Genomic DNA, 13,220 nt, shown 5'->3' with positions numbered 1-13,220 from the left:
CACCGCCAGGTAATTTACCTGACAGACCGCACCTCAATCAGGCTTTAGCAGCCTGCGCCTTGGCGCGCATCTTGTCCGCCATGGTTGTCATCTCGTCGTACAGCAACTGCGGGTTTTTCTGCTTCAGCGCCCAGGCCATGCGGCCCTGCTCGTGGGGCAGGATCATGAACTCGCCCTGTGCCACCTGCTGATAAATGTAGTCGGCGATATCGGCTGCCGAGATCGGCGAGCTTTCCAGCAACTTGCCCACCTGGGCTTTCATTGCAGGGGTTGGCCCACGGAAGGAGTCCAGCAGGTTGGTCTGGAAGAACGAGGGGCAGACCACGTGCACACCCACCTCCTGTTGCTTGAGCTCCACCAGCAGGCTTTCCGACAACGCCACCACACCCGCCTTGGCCACGTTGTAGTTGCTCATGGCCGGGCCCTGCATCAGGGCCGCCATCGACGCGATGTTGATAATGCGCCCCTTGCTCTTTTCCAGCAGCGGCAGGAAGGCCTTGCAGCCCTTGACCACGCCCATCAGGTTGATTGCGATCTGCCAGTCCCAGTCTTCCAGGGACAACTCGGCGAAAAAGCCGCCCGAGGCTACACCGGCATTGTTGACGATCACATCGATGCCGCCGAGCTTGACCTCACAGGCCTGGGCAAACGCCGTGAGCTGGCTGTAGTCGCGCACGTCGCAACGCTGCACAAAGCCATCTCCACCGGCCTCGCGGACCAGCTTCAGGGTTTCCTGCAGGCCGGGCTCGCTGACGTCCGACAAGGCCAACTGCCAACCCTCGCGGGCCCAGCGCAGAGCGATTTCGCGACCCAGGCCGGATCCGGCGCCAGTGATCATCATGCGATTTTGCATAGGAAGTTGCCTTGTGGTTCACAGAAGAAGTGATCGGCAGTGTAGCGAAGGTTTTTCCTGCACCCACGCACCATCCAATTGATGAATGCCTCAGGCAAACCGGCGCCCGGGTGCGAGGACGCTCTATAGCCTAAGTTCAATCTTTTTCAACTAGGCAGCTGAAGTTGGGAACGCACTAAAAGAAATAAGCATGTTTGCGAAATGCTTTAAAAAAATAGTGAATTTTCTGCGAATGGCCAGAGTCCGAGTTGTTAAGGCGTCCGTAAATAAAACGGACCTTACTTTAAATAACCGGTCTTTGCAGAAGGCCTATAAGGAAGATAAACCATGAGCCTCATTCTGATCATTATCCTGATCCTCCTGCTGGTCGGTGGCCTGCCGGTATTCCCACACTCCCGTAACTGGGGTTATGGCCCGTCGGGTATCCTCGGTGTCGTACTGGTGGTTCTGTTGGTGCTGTTGTTGCTTGGCCGGATATAAACGCCAGTTCGTCCATTAAAAAATGAGCAAAAAAAAAGAGGCCTCCAAGAGGCCTCTTTTTTATTGCCGGTTAGTTAGTCCGGCTTGCCATCAACCACACCTGCGGTGTTATCCAACAGGCTCTTGGTGGCAGTCTGCAGGAACGACTCGAGTTTCTGCTTGAGGGCAGCCTCGTCCGGCGATTCAGGAATCACTTTGCCGGTAGGGTTTTCACCCAGTTCGTATTCCCACAGCTTGGGCGGCATTTCCTTAGGCAGTACCAGCACACGGTCACCGGTGAGCAAGGCCACGGTCTGGTCGCTGCCCGACGGTTTGATCACACCGAAGCCCTTGTCGCCTTCCGGCAGGTTCAGCAGGTCGCGGCCCCAGCACTGTTGCAGGGTTTCGCCACCGAGGCGGCCCATGATGGTCGGCACGATGTCGATCTGGGTGCCCACGGTGTGGTCACGCTGGCCGAATTTTTCCTGGATGCCCGGTGCGATCATCAGCATCGGCACGTTGAAGCGGCCCAGGTCCATCTCGGTAATCTGCTGCTCGTTACCAAAACCGTGGTCACCCACCACCACGAACAGGGTTTCCTTGAAGTACGGCTCTTTGCGCGCCTTTTCAAAGAACTGGCCCAGGGCCCAGTCGGAGTAGCGCATGGCGGTCAAGTGCTCGTCCAGGCTGCCACGGCCAGTGACCTTGTCGACCGGCAAAGGCGTCGGCAAGGCATACGGGGTGTGGTTGGACAGGGTCTGCAACAGCGCATAGAACGGCTTGCCACTTTCGCCACGGGTCTTCAGCTCTTCCAGGCCACGGTTGAACATGTCCTGGTCGGACACGCCCCACGTCGGGTCGGAGAACACCGGGTTGACGAAGTCATTGCGGCCGATGAAGTTGGTCATGCCCTGGTTGCTGAAGAAGCCCGACTGGTTGTCCCAGGCGAAATCGCCGTTGTAGACATACACGTCGTCAAACTTGCGCGCGCTGAGCAGCTGCGGCAGGCCCGACAGCTTGTGGCTGCCTTCCGGCGTCTGCATCAGGTATTCGAAACCCGGCAGGTTTGGGAAGCACGCCATGGTGGCAAACATACCCTGGTGGGTGTGGGTGCCGTTGGAGAAGAAGCGATCGAACAGCAGGCCTTCCTTGGACAGTTTGTCGAAGTACGGCGTGATGTTGCCCGGACGGCCCAAGGCGCCCACCGAGTGACCGGCGAAGCTTTCCATCAGGATGACCACGACGTTCTTGATCGGCAGGGTCTTCTCGGCCGGTGGCGTGAAGTCACGGCGAACGGCAGCGGTGTCGGTATCCACCAGCTTCTCGAACGTCGGCAACAGCAACATGTCGCGCACGGTCTGGGTGGCCAGCGGCTGCTCCAGGGTGGCCTTCCAGATGTTGGAACGTTCTTCGGAGAAGCGCGACTTGGCCGCAGCAATCAACGACAGGGTGCCATTGAGGCCCAGTTGGTTGGCGAAGTTCGAGTCGGTGGTGTAGACGTCACCCCAACGCAGCGGCGGACCCTGACGCAAGGTGCCACGGATGGCGACCACGGCGATCAACAGGCAGACCACAAACACCGCGATACGGGTGTACCAAGGGGCCACCTGGCGCGTGCCGATGCTGCCGCCGCTGAACGGGCCACGGGGGCGCGTTGCGCGGTCGGCGCCTTTGAAGGCGATGCTCAGGATCAGCGTACCCAAGGCCCACGCCAGCAGGTAGCGCACCACCGGGAAACCGTACCAGAGCATGCTCATCACGGTTTTCGGGTCTTCCTTCACGTACTGGAAGACCAGGCCATTGAGGCGCTGGTGGAACTCACGGTAGAAGTCCATTTCCATCAGGCCCAGGAACAGGCAAATGCTGGACGCGACGGTCAGCCACAAACGGAAGAACCCACGTGCCGCCATGGCCCGCACGCTGAACAAGGCCAGCAGCAGCGGCACCAGCACGTACATCACCAGGCGGATATCCAGGCGCAGGCCGTTGGCGAATGCTTCCAGGAATGTCGAGGCCGGTGTGTCGAGGATCATCTCGCGGTTGTAGACCAGCAGCGCCAGGCGCAGCAGGGAGAACATCACCATCATGACCAGTGCGCAGAGCAGCGTGTAAGCCAGATGGGATTTGACGGTCGGTTGCAGCAGGCGATTTGAAGCTCGCTGCTGACTCAGGGCGTCCGGGTTTGCCATGTCGTTTCAGGACCCATTGGAAGTTTAAGTTGCGAAATAATGCAGTGGCGTCCGTCCCTCGCCCAGGCTGGCTGGGGTAGGCGGTTAACGCGGTGGCGCAAATGGTGCCCGATCAATGGCATCAACGCTATTAATTACTGAACGGACGCCGCTGCCCGGGCTTTAATAGCCCGCAAGCTAAAGCCTTGGCTGGGTGATCGAGCCGCAGAATTGTCTTGGATAAGATGTGAAAATTCTGTGCAGCGAATATTTCGACACACAAAATCCACATATAAGAAGGGATGTAGCAACTATTTGCATAGTTGCTACAAGGGCACGATCAGATCCGAACGTTACCGCGCGGCCCGGCAATGGCCCAGATGATCAGGCCCAATACCGGCAACAACAGGATCAGCAGGATCCACAGCACTTTGGCGCCCGTGCTCGCGCCGCTTTTGAACACGTTGATGATCGCCCAGATATCCAGCGCGAGGATGATCAGCCCGATCAGACCATTAAAAGTGGAACCCATGGTGTCGCTCCTAAGTGGGTGCTTGTTTGCTTAGGATGTTCAGCGTTGGCCAGGGTTCCGTTTTATTTCAGACGTGCAGGGCAATGCGCAACGCTTCCAAAGACGGCTCGCCCTTGATACCCACTTCGGCACACAGTTCCAGCACGCGCGGCAGGTCGTTGCCGTACACCAGCACGGCCTGGATCTCGTCATCCAGCAACTGGCTGAAGTTGAGCAGCACGTAGCCACCGTCTTCAGGGCTGAGGGCGCTCATCTGGATCTGGATACGGTTGAGGGCCGTGAGGTCTTCGGTCTTGGCCAGTTGCTTGGGCTTGAGGTTGAAGGCGACACCAGGGCCGAACGAGGCGACGATCTGGGCGAACAGGTCGCTATAGGTATCGGCCTGGAACAGCACGGTGTCGGGCAGGCTGCCGACCACCACCCACTCCCCCAACGGAATCGGGAAGGTGTCGTCGTAGTTGATATCCGGGTTGGCCGCCAGAAACGCCGCAGGGTCTGCGTAGGCCTGCGCCGCTTCATCGGCGATGCGCGCCACTTCCTCCGCCCCCATGACGCCAGCGCTGATTTTGCTGATGAGTTCGACGAGGGCGGTTTTCATGATGGCGATCCTGTGACGGGCTGGTTTTCGAGGGCGCGTAGCCTACACCAGTTTCTGCAGCTGCGCCGCCGTATCCACTGCACCCATGGTCTGGGCCGCAGCCAGCGCAGTGGCACCCTGGGCATCGGCAGCCTTGGGGTTGGCGCCCTGGGCGAGCAGATATTCGACCATTTCAACTCGGTTGAACATCGCCGCCATCATCAATGCGGTGCGCCCGTCGGAAGACGCCGCGTCCACCGGTGCGCCGCCCTCGATCAGCGCCTTGACCACCGCCAGGTTGCCTTTGAACGCCGCACCGGCCATCGGCAATTGGTTTTTGTCGTTGGCGATCTGTGGGTCGGCCTTGAACTCCAGCAGCACTTTCACCGCATCGGCGTGGCCGTGATAGGCCGCGAGCATCAGCAACGTGTCGCCATTGTGGTTACGGAAGTTGGCGGGCAAGCCCTTGGCCAGCAACGCCGCGAGCATGGCTGCGTCGCCGCGGCGGGCCACGTCGAAGACCTGTTCGGCAAATTCGGCGGCTTCATCTTCAGTCATCTGTTTGGCTTGGTCTGACATGTGGGGGCTCCTTGTCTGGTGCTGTATATGGCGCCCAGTGTCGCGAGGGAGTTCCCACCTGTCATGGCTTTTTTGTCAAAAGCGGCCATAGGCAGAATCAATAAGGCTGCTTTCAGTAACGAAAGTGGCCAGCCTGGATCTGCGCCAACAGTTGACCGGTCACCGGTACGTAGCAGTCCGAACCCGGCAACCACGCGTAGACCGGGTCATTACCGGCCTTCTCCGGGTCGAACGCCTCTTCCTTGAGCTTGACCTTCTGGTACTTGAAGGTGCCGGTGGTTTCCATCTTCACCTTGATGCGCAGGAACAGCGGCACCGCATAGTGCGGCAACTGGCCGTGGGCGAACTGCAGCAACTCGCGCATATCCAGTGAAGCCAGGGACTCGCTGGGCGTGATGGCAACCATCCCGGCGCGGCCATTGGTGTTTTCGATCTCCACCCCATAGGCCACCACTTCGGCGATCTGCGGATGTTGCAGCAAGACGTTTTCCACTTCCGTGGTGGACACGTTTTCGCCCTTCCAGCGATAGGTATCCCCCAGCCGGTCGACAAATTGCGCGTGGCCGAAGCCGATGCTGCGCACCAGGTCGCCGGTATTGAAGTAGCGGTCACCCTTCTCGAACACGTCCGTGAGGATCACCTTGCGGTTCTTTTCCGGGTCGGTGTAGCCGTCATAGGGTGACTTTTCATCGATCCGGGCCAGCAGCAAGCCCTGCCCGCCTTTCTTCACTTTCTGCATGAAACCATCGCTGCCACGGATCGGCTCTCCCGTGTCGTGGGCGTAGTCCACCAGCGCCCAGTGTTGCAGGCAAAAGCCGACGGTGTTGTCGAAATTCAAAATATTGGTGAAGCCGATATTGCCGTCGCTGGCGGCATACAACTCGCAGACATGCTCGACGCCATGCCGCGCCTTGAACTGCGCCCACACCCCAGGGCGCAAGCCGTTGCCGACCATCTTGGTCACGCGGTGATGACGGTCTTTTTCGCTGGCGGGCTGGTCGAGCAAGTAGCGACACAATTCGCCGACATAACCGAGAGTCGTCGCCTTGAACCTGCGCGCGTCCTCCCAGAACTGGCTGGCGCTGAACTTGCGCCGGATGGCGAACCCCGAGGCGCCGACAATCGCCGAGCCCCAGCACACGCACAGGCCAGTAGCGTGGTACAGCGGCAGGGTGCAATAAAGGACGTCCTCTGGCCCCATGTCCAGGGCGATGCTGCCGAAACTGACCGCGGTCTTGGTCCAGCGGCCGTGCTTCATGATGCCGGCCTTGGGCAGGCCAGTGGTGCCGGAGGTGTAGATATAGAAGCAGGGGTCGTTGAAAAAGATCTGCGCGGTGCTGGAAGGATTATCCACCGGGCACTCGGCGCTGGCCGTCATCAGGTCGATGTAACCGTGGGGTAATGCGTTGTCCTGCTGCTCCGCGACAAACCAGGTGCGCTCGGCGGGAATCTGCACCTGTTCACGCACAGCTTCATAGGCCGCCACCAGTTCCGCGCCTACCACAATCGCCGCCGGGCTCACCAGGTTCAGGCTGTGCACCAGTGCCGCCTGGGTCTGCGCCGTGTTGAGCATCGCGCAAATGCCGCCCAACTTGGCCACCGCCAGCACGTTGAGCAGCAATTCGAGGCGGTTCTCGATGAACAACGCCACGACATCGCCCTTTTGCATGCCCTGGGCCTGCAAGTAATGGGCGATGCGATTGGCGCGTTGATTGGCTTCACGGTACGTGAGCTGGCGGTCGGCAGACAGCAACGCAATGCCATCCGGGTTGCGCAGGGTGGCCTGTTCAAACTGCCAGCCCAGGCCACAGGGTTGCGCGGGGTCGGTGACATTCGCCGCGCGCATGCCGCGCACCACCCGTGGCAGGGCGCGAACAATGGCGGGCACCTTACGCAGCATCATGCCCCACGTGATCATGTCGTTTTGCGGATGGCTCATGGTGGAACGTCCTTTTTCTTATTCTTCGTATGATCCAGAAACAGCGACCCATCTGTAGGCAGAAGGCCGGATGTCTTGAAGGAAAATACGCCAGCCATTCTTGGGCTGTACATGTGGGATTTGAAAAGTTTTGTATCCCGGTGCCACGCCTTCATTTAAATGGAATTTACCCTCGCAGCCGGCAGTCGATATCCATGAAGGACGTCGGCGCGTCATGGGATAAAGCGCGGCCCGGATAACGCAAAATGCAGGATGCACGATGGCCCTTCATGCAATTTGCACGAAAACGAAAATCATCTATTTTTATAAGTTACTGTTTTATAAGGTTTTTATAGAAAACCAAATACTGGCACAATCACTGCACCTATCTCTCCATGCTTGCCAACTTGAGCCAACGGAGCTGATAGACATGAGCCTGATCCAAGATAAATTCGCTTCTGTATTCTCCCAGTACGACGTCACCACCCAGCCACGTCCAGACGGTGGCATCCTGTTGACCCTGCGCAACAGCGAAGGCAAACAGGTCAAGCGTTCGATCTCGTACCAACAACTGCACACGGCCGATCAACTGACTTGGGTGATCAGCGCCATTCGCCGCGACCTGGCCGAGCAAGCCAGTGACCTGCCACAGATTTCCATGCTGCAAAGCCAGAACCGCTTTGCCCTGCCGACCTACCATTCGGCTTAAGCATCCGCCACAAAAAAGGGCCGCGACGCCGTTGAGCGTCGCGGCCCTTTTTCATGCCCTCAGCACAGGCCCAGGCGGGCCGCTTCGTTCATCGCCTGAACCCGGTTGGTGACTTCCAGCTTGCCGTAGATATTACGCAGGTGGAATTTCACGGTGGCTTCGGAGATCGCGCGAATCTGGCTGATTTCCCAGACGGTCTTCCCTTCCGAAGCCCAGCGCAGGATGACCAGTTCGGTCGGTGTAAGGGGTTTGCCAGACAAGCTCAGGCGTCTTCTGATCGCCATGGGTACAGCACCCAGTGCACGGCATGACTCCTCGGGGCCATTCATTACTCTCTCCTTATTATTAGCGGACGCCCCGCCCATCTTCGGATTACTCCGATTGACAGGCGCTATAAACATTGAGGCAAGAGAGAGTTACATAACCGATGGCGTGAAAACGTAGGACCTCGAATAAACAGCTGCACCTTACAGATAACTAGGCTTCTTCCCACAGCAACTTCCAACCTGCCGGGGTTGATCATTTTTACGCTTATGCTTAGTCGTCCAAACCAGGAAACGCTGAGGCAATGGCGTCACCGGTCAGGACGGGCACCCCACCCTGCGCGGAATCAAACAAGCGCAACGCCACAAAGTGCGGGTTTTCGCCCATGTCGAACCAGTGCGGCAGACCGGCCGGGACAACCAGCAAGTCGTTCTTTTCGCAGCGCACCGCGTAGACATAGTCACCTACATGCAGGCAAAACAGCCCCTGACCGGCAATGAAAAAACGCGCATCGTCTTCAGGGTAGCGACGCTCATCCAGGAACTGGGCACGCATTTCGGCCGCCTGCAGGTGGTCTCCCGTGACACTCAGCAACTCGACCGAGCGGTAGCCCAAGGCATCGATCTGCGGCTGGTAGGCCGCGATCATTTCAGCCGCGCTGGCGCCCTTTTCTATCGGGCTGGGTTGCCAGCGCTCGAACCGCACGCCGTGCTCGGCCAGGGTCGACACGATATCGTCGAAGTGGGTGAGCACCTTGTTCGGGGTATCAGGCGTGGCGATGTGATAAACGGCGACATAACTCATTGCACGGTTCCTCTATTCGGCTCTTGCAAGCGCAGGCCAATGATAACGGCGGCCGCCAGGGCCGCGACGCTGGCGATACTGAATGTCAGGGTCGGCCCCAGCAGGTTCCAGCTGTAACCGGCATACAGGGCGCCCAACGCGCCACCGGTGCCGGCCAGTGCGGCATACAGCGCCTGGCCCTGGCCTTGCTGGCGGTCGCCAAAGCTGCGTTGCACAAAGGCAATCGCCGCTGCATGAAAGCTGCCAAACGTCGCGGCGTGCATGACTTGCGCCAGCAGCAATACCCACAGGTATTCGGCGAACGAACCCAGCAACAGCCAACGCAGCGCGGCCAGCAGGAAGCTGGCCAGCAACACCCTGCGCACAGAGAAGCGATTGAGGATGCGGCTCATGGCCAGGAACATCAGCACTTCGGCCACCACCCCCAGCGCCCAGAGCATGCCGATCACGCCACGGCTGTAGCCCAGGTGTTCCAGGTGCAGGGTCAGGAAGGTGTAATACGGGCCGTGGCTCAGTTGCATCAGCGCCACGCAGGCGTAGAACGCCAGCACGCCAGGACTGCGCAATTGCTTGAGAAAACCGTCACCGGCCAGGCGGTTGCCGTGGGTGGCGGGCTGCGCGTTCGGCACCCACAGGCTGGCGCCGATGATGCCGGCCATGATCACCACGACCACCACCGGGTAAATGTCCAGGCTCAGCCAGTCGAACAGCCGGCCCATGATGACCACGGTGAGGATGAAACCGATGGAGCCCCACAGCCGGACCTGGCTGTAGCGCGAGGCCTGCTTGTGCAGATGGGCCAGGGTGATCACTTCAAACTGCGGCAGCACCGCGTGCCAGAAGAACGCATGCAGCGCCATCACCAGCGCCAGCCAGGCGTAGGTCTTGCTGACGAAGATCAGCGAGAAACTGGCCAGGGTACACACCGCGCCGAAGCGCACGATGGCCAGGCGCCGGCCGGTGTAATCCCCCAGCCAGCCCCACAGGTTCGGCGCCACGCAGCGCATCAGCATGGGGATGGCCACCAGCTCGCCAATGCGCGCGCTGGAGAACCCCAGGTGATCGAAGTACAGCGCCAGGAACGGCGCCGTCGCCCCCAGCAGGGCGAAGTAGAACAGGTAGAAGCTGGAGAGGCGCCAGTATGGAAGGGCTGTCACAGCCGAACCGTCACAGCTGGCCCAGCACCGGCGTACTCACGCGCACATCCGCATTCTGCCCACGATTGCGCAGCAGGTGATCCATCAGCACGATGGCCATCATCGCCTCGGCAATCGGCGTGGCACGGATGCCCACGCAGGGGTCGTGACGGCCCTTGGTGATCACGTCCACCGGGTTGCCGTGCACATCGATCGAACGGCCTGGCGTGGTGATGCTCGACGTGGCCTTGAGCGCCAGGTGCGCCACGATCGGCTGGCCGGACGAAATGCCACCGAGGATGCCGCCCGCGTTATTGCTGAGGAAACCTTCCGGGGTCAGCTCGTCACGGTGCTCGGTGCCACGCTGGGACACGCAGGCGAAACCGGCGCCGATTTCCACGCCCTTGACCGCGTTGATGCTCATCAGCGCGTGGGCCAGTTCGGCGTCCAGGCGGTCGAAGATCGGTTCACCCAGGCCGGGTTTGACGCCTTCGGCCACCACGGTGATCTTGGCACCGACGGAGTCCTGGTCGCGGCGCAGTTGGTCCATGTAGGCCTCCAGCTCCGGCACTTTGTCCGGGTCGGGGCTGAAGAAGGCGTTGTCTTCGACGCTGTCCCAGGTCTTGAACGGGATTTCGATCGGACCCAGCTGGCTCATGTAGCCACGGATCACGATGCCCTGGGTGGCCAGGTATTTCTTGGCAATCGCACCCGCAGCCACGCGCATCGCGGTTTCGCGCGCGGAACTGCGGCCACCGCCACGGTAATCGCGCTCGCCGTATTTGTGGTGGTAGGTGTAGTCGGCGTGGGCCGGGCGGAACAGGTCCTTGATGGCCGAGTAGTCCTTGGACTTCTGGTCGGTGTTGCGGATCAGCAGGCCGATGGCGCAACCGGTGGTGCGGCCTTCGAACACGCCGGAGAGTATCTCGACTTCGTCGGGCTCCTGGCGCTGGGTGGTGTGGCGGCTGGTACCGGGCTTGCGGCGGTCGAGGTCACGCTGCAGGTCGTCCAGGGACAGCTCCAGACCCGGCGGGCAGCCGTCGACAATGGCGACCAACGCCGGGCCATGGCTTTCGCCCGCGGTGGTGACAGTGAACAGTTTGCCGAAGGTATTGCCGGACATGCAGGGCGCTCCGTGAAATCAGTTGAATCAAGTCAACCGTAATAACTTAAGGCGGCCAGTATACGCAGGCTAACCGAGTAGTTCATCCTCGAAACCTTACCGGTAGACCTTTGTCCAACCGGCACCTTTCTCATAATGGCGCGATGATGCTGCGAGTTCTGCTGTTCACCCTCACCCTGTTTGCCGCCGTGGCCCAGGCCGCCTCCCCCGTTGTACTGCAACGCCCCATCAGCCTGGACACCGGCAGTGGCGAGCTGTTTGGTTCGTTGCTGCTGCCCCAGTCCGACAAGCCCGTGCCGGTGGTGCTGATCATCGCCGGTTCCGGCCCCACGGACCGCAATGGCAACAGCGCCGACGGCGCACGCAATGACAGCCTCAAACGCCTGGCCTGGGTACTGGCCCGGCATAACATCGCCAGCGTGCGCTACGACAAGCGCGGGGTGGCCGCCAGCCTGGCCGCCACCCCGGACGAACGCAACCTGACCCTCGACGCCTATGTGGCTGACGCCGTGGCCTGGGGCAAGCTGCTCAAGGCTGACAAACGCATGGGCCCGCTGATTGTGCTGGGCCACAGTGAAGGCGCGTTGGTGGCGGCCCTTGCCGCGCCGCAACTCGATCCGGCCGGGGTCATTTCGCTGTCAGGCAGCGCCCGCCCGGTCGACCAGGTGATCCGCCAGCAGTTGGCCGACCACCTGCCCCCTGCCCTGCTGCTGCGCAGCAATGAAATCCTCGACCACCTCAAGGCTGGCCAGGTGGACGCCGATGTCCCCGGCCCGCTGGAGGGGATATTCCGGCCGAGCGTACAGCCTTATCTGATCAGCCTGTTTCGCGCCGATCCCTCCGAGGCCTTTGCGAAGTTGAAGATGCCGGCACTGATCCTCCAGGGCACCAACGATATCCAGGTGGGCGTGGGCGATGCCCGGCAACTGAAAAAGGCCAAGCCCGATGCGCAGTTGGCGGTAATCGAAGGCATGAACCACGTGATGCGCATCGTGCCCAACGACGTGAAGCAACAACTGGCCTCCTACAACGACCCGCAATTACCTCTCGCCGCAGAGCTGGGTGAGCGGGTGGTGCGCTTTATCGGCGGACTTGGGCCCCGTTAAGCGACTATTTGCCTCCAGTCCTGGAGAAAGCGGCCGATAAGCCCAGTGTCGACAGTAAAAAGACTGCCGACTCGCTGGGCTTGGACAGGATCGCGCCGCATGACAACCACTGAAGCAACACCGGAACCGACCGCCGAAACCCCGGCTGAAAAAACCGAGGCCAACGACGCGGCCGCCTTGCCGTGGGCGGACGTGCAGGCCGAGCATTTCAAGATGCTGCGCCTGGCGCCCCTGGCCACTGACCGCGCCACCGGCGTGCGGCCGCTGCGCTTTGTGCAGTTCGGCTACGCCGAGCGCCACGATAAACGCCACAGCCTGTTGCGCATGGTGATTCAACTGCCAGGGCAACGGGTGCGCCGCGAGCAGAACCACTTGGACATCTGGGTCGACCACGACACCCATCGCGTGCATTTCGGCCCGGGCAACAGCCTGGAAATCGAACCCGCCAACCGTGGCATCGGCCGCTTCCTGGTCGCACAAGGTGCGGCGTGGGCGAAGAAGAAATGGTCCCACTACCGCGTCGACGGCGTGGACCTGGCCAATAAGGACGCGCTAAACGAAGCCACGCGCCTGCGCCGTGATCACTTCCTGCGTATCCAGGGGTTTGATGTGGCTTACGCCGATGTGCAGCACCTCAAGGGCAACGTACAGCCGGGCAAGGTCAGCGATGTGCTGGACAGCTGGAACACCGAGAAGCTGCAGTTCGTGGAGATCCTCGAAGCCGCGCAGATGTTGCAACAGGCCGAGCAGAACCTGGCAGAGCAGGAAGTGAAGCTGCGCAAGGAAGAGGAAAAGGTCACCAAGTTCAAGCGTGAAGACAGCGGTTTGCGCTTTACCATCACCTGCCTGGTGGCGTTTACCGTGTTTCAGGCGGGGCTGTTGATCTGGATTGCCACGCACCGCTGACAGCGGCTGAAATGCGGTCAACCATGTGGGAGCTGGCTTGCCTGCGATAGCGGCAGTGAATTCACCATCGCTATCGCAGGCAAGCC

14 protein-coding genes are annotated in these 13,220 nt (G+C 60.5%); 4 read left to right on the top strand and 10 right to left on the bottom strand.

Annotation, left to right across the window (positions count from 1 at the left end; genetic code table 11):
• Positions 1-37: 37 nt before the first annotated feature.
• A complete protein-coding gene (locus AC07SU_RS14320; RefSeq protein WP_494997377.1) occupies positions 38-853 on the bottom strand; it encodes an SDR family oxidoreductase in 816 nt (271 codons plus the stop codon).
• Positions 854-1,180: 327 nt separating this feature from the next.
• Between AC07SU_RS14320 and AC07SU_RS14315 the strand changes: the two genes are divergently transcribed.
• Positions 1,181-1,333 carry a DUF3309 family protein gene (locus AC07SU_RS14315; protein ID WP_015885095.1) on the top strand — a complete coding sequence of 51 codons (153 nt, stop codon included), beginning with the start codon at positions 1,181-1,183 and terminating at the stop codon, positions 1,331-1,333.
• 74 nt (positions 1,334-1,407) lie between these two features.
• On the opposite strand, the gene AC07SU_RS14310 is transcribed toward AC07SU_RS14315, so the two are convergent.
• The 5 genes from AC07SU_RS14310 to AC07SU_RS14290 all read right to left on the bottom strand — a co-directional run bounded on the left by AC07SU_RS14310 (position 1,408) and on the right by AC07SU_RS14290 (position 7,107).
• A complete protein-coding gene (locus AC07SU_RS14310) occupies positions 1,408-3,501 on the bottom strand; it encodes an LTA synthase family protein (protein WP_494997376.1) in 2,094 nt (697 codons plus the stop codon).
• A gap of 319 nt (positions 3,502-3,820) precedes the next feature.
• Positions 3,821-4,012, bottom strand: coding sequence for a PLDc N-terminal domain-containing protein (locus AC07SU_RS14305; protein ID WP_003172956.1), 192 nt, complete (start codon positions 4,010-4,012; stop codon positions 3,821-3,823).
• 67 nt (positions 4,013-4,079) lie between these two features.
• Positions 4,080-4,610, bottom strand: coding sequence for a hypothetical protein (locus AC07SU_RS14300; protein WP_176998086.1), 531 nt, complete (start codon positions 4,608-4,610; stop codon positions 4,080-4,082).
• A 42-nt stretch (positions 4,611-4,652) separates the two neighbouring features.
• The gene (locus AC07SU_RS14295) at positions 4,653-5,168 is read right to left on the bottom strand and encodes an ankyrin repeat domain-containing protein (RefSeq protein ID WP_176998085.1); all 516 of its coding nucleotides are present in this window, start codon (positions 5,166-5,168) and stop codon (positions 4,653-4,655) included.
• Positions 5,169-5,280: 112 nt separating this feature from the next.
• Positions 5,281-7,107 carry a long-chain-acyl-CoA synthetase gene (locus AC07SU_RS14290; RefSeq protein WP_494997375.1) on the bottom strand — a complete coding sequence of 609 codons (1,827 nt, stop codon included), beginning with the start codon at positions 7,105-7,107 and terminating at the stop codon, positions 5,281-5,283.
• 409 nt (positions 7,108-7,516) lie between these two features.
• Here AC07SU_RS14290 and AC07SU_RS14285 point away from each other — a divergent pair, with 409 nt between their 5' ends.
• On the top strand, positions 7,517-7,795 hold the full coding sequence (locus tag AC07SU_RS14285) for a DUF3509 domain-containing protein (RefSeq protein ID WP_048721059.1): 279 nt from the start codon (positions 7,517-7,519) through the stop codon (positions 7,793-7,795).
• A gap of 59 nt (positions 7,796-7,854) precedes the next feature.
• Here the strand turns inward: AC07SU_RS14285 and AC07SU_RS14280 are convergent, their stop codons facing one another.
• From AC07SU_RS14280 to aroC, 4 genes are all read right to left on the bottom strand, one after another.
• Positions 7,855-8,124 (bottom strand): response regulator transcription factor, encoded by a 270-nt coding sequence (locus AC07SU_RS14280; protein ID WP_176998083.1) that lies wholly within the window; start codon positions 8,122-8,124, stop codon positions 7,855-7,857.
• A gap of 208 nt (positions 8,125-8,332) precedes the next feature.
• Positions 8,333-8,863, bottom strand: a complete 531-nt coding sequence (locus AC07SU_RS14275) for a 1,2-dihydroxy-3-keto-5-methylthiopentene dioxygenase (RefSeq protein WP_176998082.1) — start codon at positions 8,861-8,863, stop codon at positions 8,333-8,335.
• A complete protein-coding gene (locus tag AC07SU_RS14270) occupies positions 8,860-10,020 on the bottom strand; it encodes an MFS transporter (RefSeq protein ID WP_494997374.1) in 1,161 nt (386 codons plus the stop codon). The genes AC07SU_RS14275 and AC07SU_RS14270 overlap by 4 nt, the downstream gene beginning before the upstream one ends.
• A 10-nt stretch (positions 10,021-10,030) precedes the next feature.
• Positions 10,031-11,122, bottom strand: a complete 1,092-nt coding sequence (aroC, locus tag AC07SU_RS14265) for a chorismate synthase (RefSeq protein WP_494997373.1) — start codon at positions 11,120-11,122, stop codon at positions 10,031-10,033.
• A 143-nt stretch (positions 11,123-11,265) separates the two neighbouring features.
• On the opposite strand from aroC, the gene AC07SU_RS14260 reads away from it, so the two are divergent.
• Positions 11,266-12,228 (top strand): alpha/beta hydrolase, encoded by a 963-nt coding sequence (locus AC07SU_RS14260; RefSeq protein ID WP_494997372.1) that lies wholly within the window; start codon positions 11,266-11,268, stop codon positions 12,226-12,228.
• A gap of 99 nt (positions 12,229-12,327) precedes the next feature.
• The gene (locus AC07SU_RS14255; RefSeq protein ID WP_176998079.1) at positions 12,328-13,134 is read left to right on the top strand and encodes a hypothetical protein; all 807 of its coding nucleotides are present in this window, start codon (positions 12,328-12,330) and stop codon (positions 13,132-13,134) included.
• The last annotated feature ends 86 nt before the right edge of the window (positions 13,135-13,220 follow it).

Source organism: Pseudomonas sp. GW821-FHT05H12, assembly GCF_059419385.1.
Note: the sequence above shows the minus strand (reverse complement) of the source record. Positions and strands in the feature narration are given on the sequence as shown.